General features: G+C 36.9%; 11 protein-coding genes. 2 read left to right on the top strand and 9 right to left on the bottom strand.

Going from position 1 to position 18,953, the window contains the following annotated elements:
• Positions 1–120: 120 nt before the first annotated feature.
• Positions 121–609: a hypothetical protein gene (locus tag CK510_RS09995; protein WP_095721559.1), complete on the bottom strand. Its 489-nt coding sequence runs from the start codon at positions 607–609 to the stop codon at positions 121–123.
• 176 nt (positions 610–785) lie between these two features.
• On the opposite strand from CK510_RS09995, the gene CK510_RS09990 reads away from it, so the two are divergent.
• Positions 786–1,490 carry a Uma2 family endonuclease gene (locus CK510_RS09990; RefSeq protein ID WP_245912012.1) on the top strand — a complete coding sequence of 235 codons (705 nt, stop codon included), beginning with the start codon at positions 786–788 and terminating at the stop codon, positions 1,488–1,490.
• A gap of 361 nt (positions 1,491–1,851) precedes the next feature.
• On the opposite strand, the gene bchM is transcribed toward CK510_RS09990, so the two are convergent.
• Positions 1,852–2,538, bottom strand: a complete 687-nt coding sequence (bchM, locus tag CK510_RS09985) for a magnesium protoporphyrin IX methyltransferase (protein ID WP_095721558.1) — start codon at positions 2,536–2,538, stop codon at positions 1,852–1,854.
• A gap of 360 nt (positions 2,539–2,898) precedes the next feature.
• Here bchM and CK510_RS09980 point away from each other — a divergent pair, with 360 nt between their 5' ends.
• Positions 2,899–4,002, top strand: coding sequence for an HlyD family secretion protein (locus tag CK510_RS09980; protein ID WP_245912011.1), 1,104 nt, complete (start codon positions 2,899–2,901; stop codon positions 4,000–4,002).
• Between the two features lie 533 nt (positions 4,003–4,535).
• On the opposite strand, the gene CK510_RS09975 is transcribed toward CK510_RS09980, so the two are convergent.
• From CK510_RS09975 to CK510_RS33365, 7 genes are all read right to left on the bottom strand, one after another.
• A complete protein-coding gene (locus tag CK510_RS09975) occupies positions 4,536–6,992 on the bottom strand; it encodes a metallophosphoesterase family protein (RefSeq protein ID WP_095721557.1) in 2,457 nt (818 codons plus the stop codon).
• 286 nt (positions 6,993–7,278) lie between these two features.
• Positions 7,279–8,529 carry a tetratricopeptide repeat protein gene (locus tag CK510_RS09970; RefSeq protein ID WP_095721556.1) on the bottom strand — a complete coding sequence of 417 codons (1,251 nt, stop codon included), beginning with the start codon at positions 8,527–8,529 and terminating at the stop codon, positions 7,279–7,281.
• A gap of 186 nt (positions 8,530–8,715) precedes the next feature.
• A complete protein-coding gene (locus tag CK510_RS09965) occupies positions 8,716–10,062 on the bottom strand; it encodes an ATP-binding protein (protein ID WP_095721555.1) in 1,347 nt (448 codons plus the stop codon).
• Positions 10,063–10,931: 869 nt separating this feature from the next.
• Positions 10,932–13,880 carry a hybrid sensor histidine kinase/response regulator gene (locus CK510_RS09960; protein WP_095721554.1) on the bottom strand — a complete coding sequence of 983 codons (2,949 nt, stop codon included), beginning with the start codon at positions 13,878–13,880 and terminating at the stop codon, positions 10,932–10,934.
• Positions 13,881–13,945: 65 nt separating this feature from the next.
• Complete coding sequence (locus CK510_RS09955; protein WP_095721553.1) at positions 13,946–16,720, bottom strand: methyl-accepting chemotaxis protein; 2,775 nt, start codon at positions 16,718–16,720, stop codon at positions 13,946–13,948.
• Between the two features lie 181 nt (positions 16,721–16,901).
• Positions 16,902–17,300, bottom strand: coding sequence for a response regulator (locus CK510_RS09950; protein WP_095721552.1), 399 nt, complete (start codon positions 17,298–17,300; stop codon positions 16,902–16,904).
• Between the two features lie 17 nt (positions 17,301–17,317).
• Entirely contained in the window at positions 17,318–18,415 is a 1,098-nt protein-coding gene (locus CK510_RS33365) for a response regulator (RefSeq protein WP_095721551.1), read from the bottom strand.
• Between the last annotated feature and the right edge of the window lie 538 nt (positions 18,416–18,953).

Here is an 18,953-nt window from a genome sequence, read left to right as displayed (position 1 = left end):
TAGGGCAGGCAGGGATGCCCACCCCACAATAATTATAATAATTTGGATTATATGATTTAAATGCGGAACAGCTTACATTTGCATTTTAACGGTAAGCACTATAGTACTTACCGTTCAACTCTAAACTTCAAAAAGGTACGATACAGCCCCTTCTTCGCTAATTTTGAAATTAGCGTTAAATTCTTTAGCTCTATCGTCTAAATAATCTTTAGCGATGTTTGGGGGTAGTTGCGACTGTATGGCAAACCTCAACAAGGTGACACGTCCGTGGTTTTCTTGTACCATCTGGTAAAAAAGCGATTGCAAGCGCTCGTCTGTTTGTTGTTGAAGTGCTTTTTTTTCCTGTTTATTCTGTCGGTATAAAGATAACGTCATCCATCCACCAAGAAGAGTACAGGGAACTCCAAAGACAAATCCCTGAAGGGCTTTATAACTTAAATCAGATAGATAACTTGGAGATGTAAAGACAATCTCTCCATCTCTATCTATACGTGGATTCCCTGATTTAATTGCATCTTTTTTTTCCATCACCGATGATGCGGAGATAGTTAGGAACATAAAGCCAAGTATAAGCAACCAACTCGAAGCCAATTTTTCAGCAGTCTTCATAATTTATTTTCAGACTTGAACCTCGTTTGCGATTCTAACTTCACTTGCGAATCTGTACCACTAAATTTATTAATTAGGGATTGAGGATTGAGAATTGGGCATTAGGAATTGTCTATATATCCGTGTTTTCCGATCCACTTTGCCCATTTACTCACTTTAACCCAAAAAAGTGCGATATGCCTTTGGCATTAAGCTCCGCTTATCGCGAAGGTAAAATATTTTATGGCTATTCCCTGCTGGAACTGAATTGCGATATCGTTAAATTTAGGCTGTTTGCAAAAAAAATGATTATGAGCATCCAAATTTTAGACCAGCCATTAGAAGAAAAAGTAGTAACCTTGCTCGGTGTTTCTTGGGAGCAATTCAAAGCTATCGAGATACCGCTTTTAGATAACCGAGAAGTAAAACTAACTTATTTAGCAGGGGTTCTAGAGATTATGGCTCCAATTGGGGATAAACATGAGTATGTAAAAAGCACCTTAGGCTTACTGTTAGAAGCTTACATGAGGGAAAAGGAACTAAGGTTTTACAAGCGTGGTGGATTTACCCTAGAAGAACCTGGCTACGCTTCAGGTACTCCCGATGAATCTTACTGCATTGGCACGAATAAGGAAACACCTGATATTGTTATCGAAGTTATAGTCAGTAGCGGCAGCATTAACAGAAAAGAGCTTTATAAACCTAAAAAAGTACCCGAAGTTTGGTTTTGGAAATCTAAAGAATTGGGAGTGTATCATTTAAATTCAGATGGAGAATACGAAGAAATGGCTCGTAGCAACTTCTTTCCAGACTTAGATACCGCATTACTGTTGAAATACCTTGATTATCCCGATCAATATGACGCTGTAAATGACTTCACGCAAGCCATTAAAAGCAGTTAGAGTAATCCAAGAAATAAATGATCCAACTGTTGATCCTGAGTCGCTATGTAGCTTCATTGCGCTTCGCTCCATTCAGCATGACAATTGGGCACTTTTTTACTTGGAACACTCTTAAACATAAAAAATCTGCAAAACGGTTAAGTAATACAAGATGCGATCGCTGCGGATAGGGAACCTGCCGCAACCGTCATTAGGAACTTCCAGAAAATAAAATATCCCGATTATATAATTATCAATCATATCATTCGTAGGGGCTGGGTATCCCCGCCCCTTATATATTGGGACAACTTGCTTTCTTGGTGTTCCCTTAAATCAGAATTGCAGCAAAGATTATGTTAAGTATATTGCCGCGATTTTAACCTCACTTACGGGTAGCTTCCAGTAATCGCGAAAAATAAAATCGAGTTTTGGTCATTTCGTTACGTCCAACAGTAAAACCATTTTCCTGTAAAAATTTCACAATATCTTTTTCTTTATGGAGATAAGCACGAGTTGCTTTGCTAGCACCAGGAAAAAAGCTACCAATCTTTTTCAGTAAACTTAAAGCACAGGTTTTTGGAGCGAAGCTGAGTATAATTCGAGACTCAGACAAAGAACATAAATGGGAAATCATTTCTGCGGCTTTATCTTGGGGATAATGAATTAGAACATCGAGACAAACAACCGTATGGTATTTGCCAGTCAATCCTTCTAAATCCTGGACAGCAAATGTGGGATTATCGTTATTCCCAAAGAGCTTAAGGGCACGTTCCTTACCTTCACCTACCATTGCCTCAGAAATGTCGCTAGCGAACACCTTAGCACCCATTTCCGCGAGGGGAATGCTCAGACTACCGACACCACAACCAGCATCGCATACAGAAATGTCTGGCAGAGTCGCATCAGAAGAGAGCAAGTTAATCACTTTGTCAACGGTTTGTTGATGTCCATTGCGAATATCAAGCTGGACTTTATTGACTTCACCATCGCCGTAGATACGTTTCCAACGGTCAAAACCTGTGGAATTGAAATAATCTTTAACAATTGTTTTATCGTCAGCTGCGTTCATGAAAATAAATATTTAGTACTTGCCAATATCGTTAAATTAGCAGGAAATGGGGCTAGGGGAAAGGAAGAAAGAAGAAGATAAACAAAAAAGGGAGAGAAATACCTAATCTCCAATACCCTAATTGAAAAATTAAGAATCAAATGCTTGAGGAAACTTAGACGAGTGCTTGTGGTTCAATAAGTATGTGGGGCAAATCTTGAGTACTAGGAATATTTACTTGAATTTATTGCGGAAAACTGTGTTTTGTGGCTGAATCTAGAGTGTGTCAGGTTTAGCAAAATTCAATTACGTACAGTTCCGTACAGTCTTGACTAGCTAGAATCTCATCCTGTTAACTAACTTCTATAACCATACAATTTTTTGGCAAGACGCAGGTCGATGATGGAAAGTATTGATTCTTCAAGTACACAGCAAGTAATAGATACCGACGAACAGCCCACTCCAGTTGATGGTAGAGATGTTACTGCCATAACTCAGGTTGATGTTTCCGAAAATACAGATGGAGGGAAAAAATCTGGTTTCCGTCAGATGTTGCCCAAAATAATTATTGGTGTAATTTTAGGTGCAGGCGCGATCGCATCGGGAATTTACCATTACCGTTGGTCGGAATACAGCAAGTACCATCTTACAACTGATGTTGCTTACACCAGTGCTGACTCTTTCCCAGTTACATCTCGCGTTGCTGGAATTGTCACCCAAATTACGGTTAAAGAAAACGAAGCAGTTAATCCAGGAAGTGTTTTAATTAAACTCGATCCTCGCGAAATTCAAGCATCAGTGGTACAAGCAAAAGCTGCTTTGGATGTTGCCAAGCAACAAGCTGAAGTCACGCGAGAAAATATTAATAATGTCCCTCCGACAATCTTATCCGAACCCCTAAGTCCAATTACCGGGAATCAACCAAGACTAGTTCTACCTAAGTTACCCCAAAGTGTTAACAAACAAATAGAAGTCAACCGTCAGCAATATAAAGCTGCACTGGCAACTGTCACCCAAAGACAAGCTGAACTCAAACAAACCGAACTTCAACTTTCTTACGCTAACATCAATGCGATCGCGCCTGGTCAAATTGGTAATGTTAATATCCGTGTTGGACAACAAGTTCAACCTGGACAAACTTTACTAGAAATAGTCCAACCCAACCCTTGGATTGTGGCAAATTTCCCAGAAAATCAGTTGGAAAGAATACAACCAGGGCAAAAAGCGCAAATTAAAATCGCTGCTTTTCCTAGCCGTAAATTTGTGGGAAAAGTGGAAAGCGTATCCCCAACTCCAGTTAATAGTATTGCTGTTCCTTCTCCAAATAGTACCAACCCAGCCAACAATTATAGTAATAATCCAAACCCATCCAATAACGTTCGTCGTATTCCTGTCAAAATTGTATTTGAACCTGATAGTATCAAGGATTTTGAATCACGAATTGCTCCGGGAATGTCGGCTGATGTGGTAATTAGGACTAAGTAATTTTTTTCAGTCGCGATAGATTCCCATATCTCCGACTGTCTCAAGAAGTTGGGGATATTTTGTAGGGGCAAACGGTTGTTTGCCCTTATTTATATTGCAATACGGATTTATTAATATACAATTCTTTGTAGGTTGGGTGAAGGCTTTGCGTAACCCAACACTAAGAGCATGTTTGAAAAGTTTTAGGATGTATAAATTGTCATTCTGTGTCGAGCTTTGCGGAACGTACGCGCTACGCGTTGCCGCAGGCTAGAATCTAGAGTTTAGCCTACGTACTGAGATGCTGAGTCCCAAGGGGACACGCTACGCGAACGTTCCACCCTGCGGGAAGCAAGCTACAGCATGACATAGAAGGAGACTTTTCAAACACCCTCTTACGTACTTCTAGGTTATTTGTGTTTTCTCGTAAGTAGAGAAACCCGGTTTATGGGTTTTATCATACTAATTAGAGATTTTTAGTGGGGGAGAAACCAGGTTTAGAGAAACCCGGTTTATGGTGCAACTAATTCATTTAAATTCAGTGAAAAATAAGTTTATTCAACTTCCCTTAAAACATCATCCATTGGACATTCTTTATCATCGAAACTCAGTGATATTTCATATCTAGTTAATGGAAAAGTTTCCAAAAGCTGATTATCTTCATAACTCTCCAATCTCCACCACAAAGTTTGCACAGCAATTTGCTTATTATCATCAAATTCAAAAGTGATTTCACCAAAATTATTCACCCCGACAATTTCCTTCCCATGTCCCCATAATCCTTTATGTTCGCGATGATTTTTTGCCGTTGCTAAATAGTTCTCTAATGCTCTATTACGGTCTTGTTTTGGTAGCGGTGCAATTATATATTTAGGATTTACAGAGTGCGAATAATCAGGAATTGTGACATCTTCTAACTTAGCTGATAAAAAATCAATTCGATACCACCATTCAGGTTTTTTCAACACTTCTAAAAATCGAAACCAAGTTCTTTTTTCGACTAAATTTACTATTGCAGGTTGTGCTTTGACTTGCCAAGTTAAATACTGCATGAATTCTTCAGAATACGTATAGTAATTACCTATCTCTAATTTTCCCCCAGTAGAATTTGCCCATCCTAAAATTTCCGCTTTGGGATGATGATCGATGACTTTAAAGGGAATAAAACCTTTAATATGTAATGAATAACTACCTCCAGCTTCCCGCTTCTCATTTTTGAAGGAACTGCTGGTAAATTGAACAATTACGAGTTGTTGATTAGTTTGATTATTTTGCTGATTATTAACTTCTGAAAATGGTTGAACTGCCGAATATTGTAAACGTGCGGCAAAACTATAGTGAACATCACCTGATAGGATAACTACGCGACTTTTTTGTGTCGGATTTCGCGATGCTAACCTTGCTAAAAACTGTTCAAATGCGATTGGTTCCAATCCCCAAGCTTCCGGATCGAATCCCCAAGCTGCCGTACCCAATTTTTCTGCCACTGTTTTTGCTGATTTTTGGATACCTTCGAGAAAGGGTAGACCAACAACCGGACCAGGTGAGATAATAAACGTGATTGGTATTGGTTGTTGAGAATCGGGTATTTGCTGCTGACAAGCGGATTCGCTCAAAAGTGCCGGAAAATCAAATTCCTTGCCAGGGAAACCCCTACGAGTGCGGGTATCGAGGAAAATAACTTCGTAACCTGGTGCTTGAATGGTGTAGTGCCACTGTATCGCATCATCGAACTGGGGTAACTGCCTGGGGTTTGTGTTTCTGATGTCTGCAATAGTGGGTAAACCGATGCGTCGAGTAATTTCCTGTTCGGATATGATATCTGTAGCACCAGAAGCAAACCAGTTTTGTGCGGCTTTGAGTAATGCATCTCCTGGGTTATGGTTAGTAAATTGGTTAGGTGTATTTCCCCAAGCTTGACAAATTGCGTATGCCAGTAGACCATTTTGGAGGATGCGACGACCAAGGGGTTTGGATAAAACGCGATCGCACCATGCCATATTCAAGTTCCAGTCGTCGGTAATTTCATGGTCGTCGAATATCATGTAAGTAGGGATATTCGCTAAGGCACGTCTGACTTTAGGTAAGGTGGAGAGGAAGTTTTTGAGGTGGATAATATCTTTTTTAAATTCTTTTTCGGCTTGACCAAATAGGGATGAATTTTGATTAATATCTGTATATTCGGGAAAATTATCTAGTTGACTCCATAGTACGTCACTCCAAGCAAATAGATACATCGTTATAAATTCACCAAAGGTAAATAAATGGCTTTTATCTATGTTTGTAATTCGGTTAAATTTATCAATACTTGCTGTTAAACCAGCTATTTTTGTCGCTAAATTATTCCGTTTACCTGGCTTTAATTCATCTAACCTTTTCACATCTGGTAATGGTTCTGACCAGCCTAAGAGTGTTTCTGATGCTTCCATTAATATTAGTAATAAAGCATCGGCAACATCATCAGCATAGATTTGGTCTCCCGTTAAAAAAAGTTGGTGTGGACGCTGTTTTGGTTCTATTATCAGCGCTTCACGAATCATTTTGTCTAATCCTGCCATTGCATCTAGACTTTCACCATGCAATTTCCGACAAGAACCATGTACTATTCGTAATTGATTTAAATCATGGGGAGGAAGGGCAAAACTTGGTAAGTTAAATAGTGGGTAAGTAATATCAGTAATTGAACCAGATGCATTTAAGATTCCGGGATAATCGAGAGTTTTACCATCAAATTCTAAGTCATAGAGATAATTATCACCGTATAAAAGTACATTTGATTCGGCTTTAGCTGTGACAGCAACAACATGTAAATTCGTACCAATTTTAATTGTTTTCTGACTGTCAAAAAGCAACAAATTATAATTTAAATCGAGAACTTTTAAAGTTACATGACAACTCGCTTTTAAAGCAACCCAAACAGTCACCGCATTGGGTTCTGTTCGTCGCAAAATAGGACCAGCGAGAACTAGCGGCATTGTATCAATTCGTTCTCGTAATGGCATCCAAACCATACAATCAACCTAAAGAACACATGTTAATTGTATTTCGCGATCGCTCAGATATGTCAAGGGTGATTATAACTAATTTTTGCCACTTAAAGAAGCTAATAAATGATTCACTGATTGATTCAATCCAGTTAAGGAACACCAATAAAAAAATTCTCCACAATTGTAGGGGTAGGGTTAACGTATGGAACAACTATCACAACGCGCAATTTCTCTGATTTTGAAGGATGCGGTATTTCTATTATTAATCCTTGGGAATATGAATTAATTTAAAAGGAAACGCTAAAAATAATTACTTCTTCGGTTTGATTCCAGTTAAAAATGTAGCAAACCAACTGGAAATAATCGCAAATGGGAAAAATATTGCTAGCGGTATAATCCATAGTTCTTTACTGAAAAAAGATAAAATTATGGCGATGTTGCCAACTATTGCCAGACAAATTGTATAAATCTTCATCGCTTGACGTGTCCATCCTTCTTGACAGTGGAAGGTAGCAGCTGCGGGGATGAGTAATAAACCAAATACCCCAGCACCAATTAAAGGACTGATACTATTAGTAAATATCCATAAACCCAAAGATAACAAAGCAATTCCAAAACAAGCTCCCCAGCAATTTGATTGTTGAATTTCTGTTTCCGAAAGAGCTAAGGAGCCAAATTTATCTAGTCGCAGCAACAAAGTAAAAAATGGATCGGCAATCCATGTCAAAATTACAAATATTAGGTAAATAACTGCAACTACAATCACCAAAGGTTTTAATCCAACTTCATACAAACCCACTAGCATTAACCGCACGGCAAAATATAAACCAATGGCAAATGCCCATCTTGTAAGATGATTCAAACGCGACGACCATAAATAGTAGCGCAGTAATATTCTATAAACAGGGTTTTTTGCCTTTAAAGCTTCCACAATTCCCTGTCTTGCCCATTCCATTGTCGGGTTCAGTCGCAGAGCTTCCCGAAAGTACGTCAAAGCTGTGTCGGGGGATTTTCCATGAGACAGCAAAATCCAACCGCTACTAGCATAGGATGAAGCATCTTCTGGTGATAAAGAAATTGCATTTTCCACAACTTTAATCGCTTCGTCTCCCTTTCCTAATTGGGATAACGATAAAGCGCGATAATTTAAGCATTCCACATGTTCCGAATCGCTCGCAAGCCCTCGCATTGCCGCATCAAGGGTATTTTGCCACAGCTTGCGATTGTAGCTACAACGTGCTAACAAAGCGAAATACGATGCTTGATGGGGATTGAGACGAATTGCCTCTAATACCGACTTTTCAGCCGCCTCAACTTGATTGCGATCGCATAAAATGTAACCCAAGATGTAATGGGGAAATGGCAAGTCTGGTGTCAGGGAAATTGCTGTTTCTGCCGCTTGAGTGGCTTCTTGGTAACGCTGTTGATAGTTTAAGCATAATCCTAACAAGGCATGGGTATAAGACTCTTGTGGAGACTCCGCTAAAGCTTTACGGAGTTCTACCTCTGCCATCTCATAACGAGACTGTTCTAATAGTAATGTTGCACGCTCGATGTTCACAAGAAATTAGGGAATGGGGCAATAGGGAAAGGAAAGATTTTTATTCAACCGTAGAGACGACCCGATGGGTCGTCTCTATTTGGCAGGATTGATGCCAAAACGGGAAAATATTTCTATATTTTTATATTTCTATATTTCCTGGTGGGTCGTATGTAAAGTCAAGACGACCCACCGGGTCGTCTCTACTTAAATTTTTAAATACTTCAAAATATCATCATATAACCCACCTTCATTAGCATATAATGCATAATTTCGGGCTGTGGCAAACCATTCTTTTGTCGATGGTTTAAGACTTGCAGCAGCAGAAACTAAATCTTTTGTTGATAGTGGTTTGGGAATACCAATTTTCATTGCTTCTTGCAACTTACGCTCCACTGCCACATCAACCACTGCTTTTAAATCTGCACCAGAAAAATTATCTGTCTTTTTACTTACATGCTCGTAGTCAATTTCCTGAAGTGGTTTACCATGACACAGCAATCGTAATGTTGCTACCCTTGCAGAGGCATCTGGTGGTGGTACAAATAATATCCGATCAAATCTTCCTGGACGACGAAAGGCTGAATCTAAATGCCAGGGTGCATTTGTAGCTGCTAAAATTAATACACCTTCATTCGAGCTTTTGACTCCATCAAGTTCCGATAGAAACTGGTTAATTACCATTCGACTCGAACTTTGCCGTAAGTCGGTACGGTTTGCCGCTAGTGCATCTACTTCATCAAAAAATAAGACACAAGGCTGATTATAGCGAGCTTGTTCAAAGATTTCATGTAAATTTCGCTCGCTGTTTCCTAACCACATATCAAGCACATCATTTATACCCACGGAAATAAAACAGGAATTGATTTCCCCAGCAGTGGCACGGGCAAGGTATGTTTTACCACATCCAGGAGGACCGTAGAGCAAAATTCCACCACCAATCGTCTTTCCATAGGCTTTGTAGAGTTCGGGTTGACTGAGGGGATAAATTATTTTGAGACGAATTTCATCTTTGACAGCATCCATTCCCCCGACATCTTGAAAGGAAATTTCTGGGCGTTCGAGAATGCTATCATCCAAAAATGGCGTATCATCTCCAACAATCGATCTGATTTTTCCGTTGACTACGTTGCTTGTGTTTACTTCGTCTGTAATCCCCAAAAGCATTGCAAAATCTAGGTCAGCAATTGCTGGATCGAGCGCGATCGCATGACGATATTGGTTGACTGCTTGCTTAACTGCACCGGAATTTAGTAACAAGCGAGCATGTAGCAAATACGCAAGCGGAGGAGAATCGGAACGTTTGACAAAATCTTCAACAATAACCAAAGCTTGCGAATGCTTGCCCTGTTGATAAAATGCTTTTGCTAAACCCAGTTTTAATTCGGTTTGTTCTGGCTTCAGTGCCAAAGCCTGACGGTATTCTTGCTCGGATTCCTCAAATTGTCCCACACTCAAAAGCATTTCTGCTAAATGTTGTCTGAGAGGTATATTATCTGGAGAGAGTTTTAGAGCCTCGCGTAATGCCCGTACAGTATCATGACTTGTAGTCATATCATTTTCGATTGTTGATTTTTTGGTTAAAGAAGAAATTCAAATGCAGCAATGTCTATCATAAGCAATCAAAAATAGAACTTATGAAAATAAAAGTGGCTCAAACTTTTTCTCTGCAAGGCTTTGAGGCTATTATTCTTGCTCCAGTTTTTGATAGATTTCTGATTACAGATGGTTAATAACCGTAAGATTGTTCATTTTATCGACATGCTGGTAACAAAATAACCAGTTTTAAATCGCTATAACCCTTGATTTTTGTAGCCTTTTAGGAAATTAAACAACCCTGCTCTAGGCTATTGATTAGTTAAAGTTCACGCAAAATTACTGTCTACAGTAGGGGGGTAGCTTGCTTCTCCGCTTCGGAGTACGGCTGCCCTTACAATATATTGGGACAAGTGAAATACATTGGTATTATCATCAAATTATCACTGAGCTTCGACATCAAAGTTTTTAGAATAATAAATGGGGATGCTAGCTGAGTTATCTACGAATTCGCACATTGGACTACCTGCCAGAATTTTTGTCGATTTCGGAATTGCGAAGCAAATCGCTGCTATAAGTAGAATCATTAAGCCGACTCTGTAATCGAAATTCATCACACCACCAAACCTTACTGAACCGAATGCTTTTCCCTTCTGATAAATTAGGGTAGCTCAAAAATTTTATCTAATTCTATAGACTTTAGTCACTAATTTATAGGACTTTAGTCATATATTTAGATTTAGATTCAAACTTTAGATTTTCACGAGAACTTATTTAACTATTTTATACTTTAAATTCTAAATTTTTCAGCATTTCCCACGTTTAAAATTAGGCATATATATTTTATATACTCGACTTCTAAATTTTATACACCTGATAGGATGTTTCTACTCAACACTCAGAACTTTCAATAATTCATATTCGTTATAAGGTTTATTTAGATAAGCTTTTGCACCTAGTTGTATTGCTAGTTGACGATATCTTTCGCTTGTTTTTGATGTGAGAATAATTACGGGTATGTGTTTGAGTTCTTTTTGTGCTTTGATTCGTGCTAAAAAACCAAATCCGTCTAAACGTGGCATATCTATATCGCAAATTATAGTTTGGACTGATAAACCTGCTTGAAGCTTTGCTAACCCATTCAATCCGTCACTTGCTTGTTCGACTCGATATCCTACTTTTTCTAAGGTATATGCAAGATAACGACGCACGTTGATTGAGTCGTCAATTAATAAAATGTTTGTTGTATTTGTATTTCTTTTCCCTAATTCTTCTTCCTCTTTTATAATTTGGGTTTGTTTGGTAATTAAGTTATTTAATTTTGGTTCTAATTGTGATTCTAATTTTGGTAAAGAATTCATTTGTAATTTATTCGATGAGCGCAATAATTCAAATAAATTTACCACAGGTACAACTAAACCATCACCAATAATCGTACAACTACTAAACCCGACTGGTAAAGGAATATTCCCTTCCACTTGACGAATTACTACTTCGTTTTCTCTCCAGCAACGTTCTACTTGAATAGCGATATCTTGGTTCTCGTACTTAATAAGTAATACTGTTGCTGCGTCGATAGCTGGAGGTTTGATTGTATAGCTATTTTCGCATCGATATTTATAGCTAAATTCGCTACCACGACTATTAAAATGTAAGTATTCACTTAAACGAATTAATGGTAATATTGCTTTTTGATGGCGTAGATATTCTTTACCTGCGATTGTAAATATCTGTTCATCAGGAAGTAGAAAAATCTCTGCGATCGCAGATGTGGGACATGCAAATAACATGCTCTGGGATTCGATAAGTAAAACCCGCGTTACTGATAAAGTAAAGGGAACTGAAAGTATAAATGCTGTACCTTTTCCTTCTTTTGTATCAACAGTTACTTCCCCCTGAATTTTAATGAGGTTATTACGGACAACATCCATTCCGACACCACGTCCAGAAAGTGCGCTAACTTCTTTGCTGGTACTGAATCCTGGTTCAAATATTAGGGACAAAATATCTTCATCGCTAGCTTGTGCGAGTAGTGTCGCATCAATTCCTATTTCTAATCCACGCTGACGAATTTTTTCCAGTCCAATTCCTCTTCCATCATCGCGAACTGTAATAATGATACGATTTTGACAATGGGTAGCAGTAATTTCAATTAATCCTTGTTTGGGTTTTGCTGCGGCAATTCTAATTTCTGAGTCTTCGATTCCGTGATCGAAAGCATTACGCAGTATGTGTAGTAAGGGTTCTTGCAAAACATCTAAAATGCTACGCTCAATTAATGTGTCTGCTCCTGTCACTTTTAGTTCAACTTGCTTGTTATATTCAATACTGAGGTCATGTAAAGCTCGTGGAAACCGCTCCAGAATATCTGCAAGTGGACGCATTAATATTTGAGTTAGGGAATGCTGGAGATGTTGTGCGGTTTTATTGACTTGTCGCTGGGTTTGTTCGGTTTCGGTAAGGGTAATGCGAATGTCTGCTGCGACTTCGTGAAGTTTAGCCAAGTAAGATTGTAGTGCTTGTTGGGGTGCTTTTTTGCTGGTTTTGCGATTTTCATGACGATATTCTAAGTCTAGCGATCGCAATGTTTGATTGAGGTTCTGAATCAGGGTATTTAAGCTTTCTAATTTGTTATTTATACTATGTCGCTGGGTTGTTAGTTCGCTGGAAAAGTTGTTTATTTTCTCCAGATGTTTGACGGGAACTCGAACTGTATTTTCGGAAGCGCTTGTTTTTTCAACTATAGATTTTTCAACTATCGCTTTTTCGACTTCTGTATCAAAGGCAATTTCATTAAGAGCAAAGTTTGAGTTTCTCTGCTGTGTAGAAATTAGCGGTGTGTTGTAGCTTGAATCATTCAACCTAGAATCATTTAAATTATCATTATTAACATTAGAAATGTCCTCAGATTCTTCGAGAAAATTTGAGATATTAAATATTGGGGAATTAAGGTAATTCTCGATACTTTTTAATTCTGCATTAATATTTAAATTATTTAAATTCAAATTATTTAAATTCAAATTATTTAAAGTTAAATTATTTAAATCAATTGAACTGGGTAAATTTTGGATTTGATTGGTGAGAATTAAATTTTGTGAATTTCGCCATGTGTCCAATGCCAATCTAGCAATTGTAATTGTATCGCTATTATTGTCAGTCGAAATTAGATGACTCGCAACCGACTCGCAAACCATTGTAAAAGCTTCAATTTGCAACATATGACCTAATCCTCCCAACTCGTTAGCCATTGTCATGACTTCTTCATGCAATCCCTGGGAGTTTTCTTGCAAAAGATTTTCGAGACGCTGCAAATACTCTTCAACTTGAGTTTGAAAAATCAAGGGAATAATATCTTGGGCATTTTCTTCTGTTGCGAGGATACTATTCGCATCTTCTGGATTTGCATCACCTAGTATTTCATATAATTTGTTAAAAATGGATTCAATATTATTAGTTAATGATTCAAAACTATTATCAGATATATTCTGATAACTATCGTTTTCATGAACATAATAAAACAAAATTTGACGTAAACAATCTAAACTAGAAAGTAAAAGACTCTGTAATTCAACGTTAATTTCTAGGGATTCTTTTTTAGTTTTGAGGACATTGAAATAATCTTCCAATCGATGAGATAATTCGCTCAACATCTCAAAACCCATAATTGCTGCTCCCCCTTTAATCGAGTGAGCTGCACGCATTGCATTATTAATACTTTGAATGTCAATTTTTCGATTATTTCTGACTTCTAGTATAACTGATTCAATTGTATTAAGATGGTCATTAGCCTCTTCAAGAAACAATGATTTAATTTCTAATTCTTTTTTATTTGTCATTTTGATTAATGGTTAATTTTTAAATATATTTAGAGAGACGCGATATATCGCGTCTCTACATTTGCTTATTCTTCAACTTTAAAAATTTCTACACTTGCTTTTAACTGTTCAGAAACCACAACAGTATCCCAGAGCGATCGCACAAATTTTTGCGAGTAATCACTGGTCATGTTTGATATATGCGCTACATTTTTAATTGCAGTTGTGACTTTCTGCGATAGCTGAACTTGGGAGACTGTAGTATTCGATATCTCATCAAGTGAGTCATCAATTTGACGACAAGCATCCAAGATTTCACTTAAATTATCTTTGGTTGCTGCCACTAAACGAGTTCCTTCATTTACCTGAACACTTCCCGATTCCATCGCACTAACAACCTCGCTAGTTTCACGCTGAATGCTGCTTGCGATCGCTTCGATTTCCCCTGCTGCCACTGCACTTTTGCTTGCCAGTATTGCCACTTCTTCTGCTATGGAAACAAATCCTTGTCTACCTTCTCCAGCACGTGCAGCTTCAATTCCCGCATTGATTGCTAACAAGTTGGTTTGCATGGAGATTTGGTTAATCAAATTTACCACTCGTCCAATTTGCTGGGAAGCTTCCCCTAAACTTCTGACTTTGCAAGTAGTCTCGTCAATCGTATCGTGCAAAATGGCAATATTTTCGACTGTTGCATCCATTGCAGCACTGCCAGTTATGGCTGTCTGAGAAGCGTTATGTGCCATTTTAGCTGCACGACGGGCACTTTTTGCTACTGTTTTGATGGCATTTCGCATTGCCCCGACGGTATTCAGTGTATAGCTTATTTCTTCGGCTTGAATGCGGGAAGCATCCGCAAGTTGTTGCATTGAACTGGAATTCTCTGCCACTGCATTATTTAACTGTGCTGCTGATGTTTTTACCTGTTTAACTAGAGAACGAAGATTTTCTGCGATCGCATTAAAAAAGTCTGCTACAGTACCAATTTCCCCAACACCAACTTCAGCATGTACTGTTAAATCTCCTTGAATTGCACCTTCAACTTGCTCTAACAGAGTCATTAATTGTGCTTGTAATTCTTCTTTTTGCTGTCTTTGTTCGTCAAATAAATTTTCTGCGGTTTCTCTCGCATTCTCTGTCACTACAAGTAAATTCGCTCGCTCCAAAGCTAAACCTAGTAAACGCGCAAATTGTTCAAATAAATCAGTTTCTGATTGCTGCCAATTACGAGGTTGGGAACACTGATGTGCAATTAATAAACCTAATAATTTGTCACCAACAATAATTGGTACAACTAAATTTGCTTTCACTGCAAAAGTTTCTAATTGCTGCAAATAACAATCACTTAAATTTGCTTGATAAATATTATTTACTGCTAGCACTTTACCTTGACGATATTTATCAGCATAATCCACTAAACAAGGATCGTGAAGGTTTACATTCATTGCACAGGGAAATCCTGCAACCACAGATTCAGCTAAAAAAGTACCTTGCCAATTCTCATCAAATTTATAAATAACTACACGTTCTACTTTTAAGGCTTTGCGGATATCTTGAACAGCTAAATTATAGATTTCATTAGGTTTCCAAGAACTCGATAAATGTATCGCCAAATTTTTTAAAGCTTGCGTATCCTGCAAATGTTCTGCCATCTGATTAATATTGGCATTCAAACTTTGAATCCCATCTTTTTCTGTCAATGATATGGGATTTTGTGAATTTCCCTGTGCCAGTTTTTTCAAAGCTTGATTCACTGCAATAATTTTGTCGATGTTACGACGAGCTAAAAGTGCAGCAATTCCACCTGCGAATATGCTTGTTGCCAAAGTTCCCAACCCTAATTCCCAAAGTAATTGTCTTTGAGGTGCAAAAAGAATTGCCTTATCTGTAATCAATAAAAAATTCCACTTTAAATCAGGGATGTCTGTCTCCCGTTGCCAGGGAATATAACTAAATAGAGCATCTTTCCCCCTATAATCAGAGGATGATAAATTCGTTATTGATTGATTTTTTAACTGATTTTTTAAATTTAATTGCTCCTTAGCAAATAATTCCTGTACATTCTTTCCCACAATATTTTTATCATTTGATAAAAATATTTTATTCGAGACATCAGTTACATAATATTTATCAGGAATCAGACGATTTTGTTTTAAAAATTTATCGAACAACTGGGTTTCAACTGTACTACGAATCACATAAATTATCTCTCCTGTAACTGTATCTCTAACAGGAGCAGAAAAATAAGTCTGGGTATTACTCAATTGGCTAATCACATGCTGATTGGTTTTTAATACAGATTCAAAGTAGCTTTCCTGACTTTGGTTCGGAATTGTCCCATCTTTAGACTGAAAAACCACATTCCCGCTTAAATTTAAAATCACAATTTGGCTATGAAACTTATTATATTTTTCATATTTTTGCAGAATCTGTTGCTTTTCCAAATAGGATAAATGGTCTCTAACTCTGATATTTGTCAGAAAATCTTGACTTGCCAAAAAATCTAAATCTTGCAAACGTTCCCTGATAAACAACTTAAGGTTTATCGTAATTTTATTTGCCTGATTATTATGGGAAGTTGCAATTTCTTGATTAAGCGATTGATTAATTGAAAGATATGTAATTGCTGCGATCGCAAATATTGGTAAAGTGCTAATAGCCACAGCAAATGCAATTGCCTTTGTCCGCAAATTGATATTTCCTAATAGTGGGAAAGCTCCTCGTGTTTCCAAATCATAATTAATCGGTTCACTAATTGATTTCGTCGAAGCATTTCTCTCTCGTCCTAAAACCTTTAAATCATGATTTTGCTTCTGATGCAAAGGTTTATTTTTGTTGTTATCTCTGACACGATTCAACATTGCTTTATCTCAATAAAATTATTTAAAATATCAAATTAGAAAAATAGTAGTTAAAAAATAGTCAAATATTACCCACCAAAGATAAATAACTATCTAAATAACTACTTTATTCAGGAGCTTCCGCAAAAATAAATGATCTAAATTTTGTCATTTTTTCTACTTGGACTACTCCAAAATTAGCCTATGACTCTATTTCATCGTCATTATCATTCAAAGATGTAATAACTTTCAACAATTGATCGCGAGTATAAGGTTTAGTAATATACGCATTTGCACCTTGACGCATCCCCCACAAACGGTCAATTTTCAACCTTTTAGAACTGCAAATAATAATTCCTAAATCTTGAGTAGCAGGGTTTTTTCGTAATAACCGACACAACTCAAATCCGCTCATTCCAGGCATCACAACATCAGTGACAATAATATTTGGTTTCTCCGTCAAAGCCATTTCAAATGCTTCCCTAGCACCTGTTGCTTTGATAATTTTATAGCCACTATCAGCCAGATAGTAACTCATTAATTCCAATTCACTAGGAGAATCTTCAACTATCAAAAGTGTTGGGGATAAAGTAATACTCAAAATATATTCTCCAAAAACTAATGTAAATAACCTACTTGTTGAAAAACTGTTTTTAAAAGTTGAGCTTTAGTAAATGGTTTGGTTAAATAACCCGAAGATTTCACCATTTTTGCTCGTGCTTTATCAATAAATCCACTTCTTCCCGTTACCATGACAACTGGAATATCTCGAAAAGCTGGGTGTTTGCGTAATAGCGAACACAATTCGTATCCATCCAAATTAGGCATGGAAATATCAAGTAAAACAATATCAGGTTTTATCCGCAGTATTTGCATTAATGCTTTGAGTGGATCATCTACACCAATAACATTAAATATTTCTTCGTCCAAAAATCCCTGAATTGCCTTTAATATTGTCGGACTATCATCAACACACATCACTTTATAAAGTGCTGTTTTCTTAACTTTCATCTCCGGTTGACTAGTTGGATGGTCGGTTTTAATTTGATTTAAACTATTACTATATTTATTATCTAATGGTACACATTGCGGTTCAATCAGTCCTCCAATTGTTGCTAATTCTCTCTGACTTAATTCTGAAAATAGGTGATTACCTGGTTGATAAACTGGTGTAACAAATTTGCTTAAACTATGGGAAAGCTGCTGATGGCTTTTTGCGATTACAGAAACATCAATATAACAAAACTTAGGTAAATTATTCAAAAAAGTTTGAGATGCAAATTCGTAAATTCCATCTCTCAATTTAAAATATGAATCCATCACTGCAATCGCTAATGCTTCTATGAGTTTTGCCGCTTGTGATGCAGTCAAGTATTGCTGATTTACTAACCAACATATCGCTAAATAATCTGAATTTTCTGTTCCTTCATCATCAATATTACTATCAAAAATTGTCTTGAGATGCTGATAAACCTCATTACTCAATCCCGGAATATCAGGTTTTAATTGCTGTATTGTTTTACAGAATATTTCCCACATATCCTGAGATTGACAAGCGTAAATTATTTTCCCTTCTTCAAAGTAGATTGACCATTGCTGCGAAATACCAAATACTTTCAAGCAGCCATTAACATAGTCTTGAGAAACTTTTTGCAGTAGTGATATATGTTCTATTGGCTGAGAAAACTTATGTCTGCCTATATTAATTGTATTCATGTACCCCCGATTAATTAAACAAGATTTTCTTCAAAAACAATAGTCAATAAAGATAGTAAATAATTATTTGCAGTACAAAATCAGCAAACACTAATTACTTGTTAACAGATTAAAGACTTTCATCCTTAGAAACTATTCACACTGCGATCGCATCATTATTTAAAGGTTATTTACCAAAACTATATTGTTAATTGAGAATGACAAAAACTTAACTCGAATAAGTAAACATTAGTGGCATTAACCAAGAATATTTTAGACAAGTAGGATTTTAGACAAGTTGATAAGTGATTAACTTACCATAATTGAGTTTACTATATCATCTGGTAAAAAAAAATAATATTTTTATATTTTTTTCTTGATAATTTGTTGAAGAAAATCAACACAAGTGAAATTACTTTGGATTATTTGTTAATCTTTTTGCTCCAGCAATCACTTACTTAGGGTTTGTACCTCTTCAAAATATTTAATCGTTTCTTATCTAGGATTAAAAAGTATAATTTTTAGCAAGTAAAATCAATCACCTCAATATAGTTGTAAC

Origin of the sequence: Brunnivagina elsteri CCALA 953, from assembly GCF_002289455.1 — a bacterium.
Classification (GTDB): Bacteria; Cyanobacteriota; Cyanobacteriia; order Cyanobacteriales; family Nostocaceae; genus Brunnivagina; species Brunnivagina elsteri.
The sequence above is the reverse complement of the archived record's forward strand: the minus strand, read 5'-3'. Positions and strand labels throughout refer to the sequence as shown.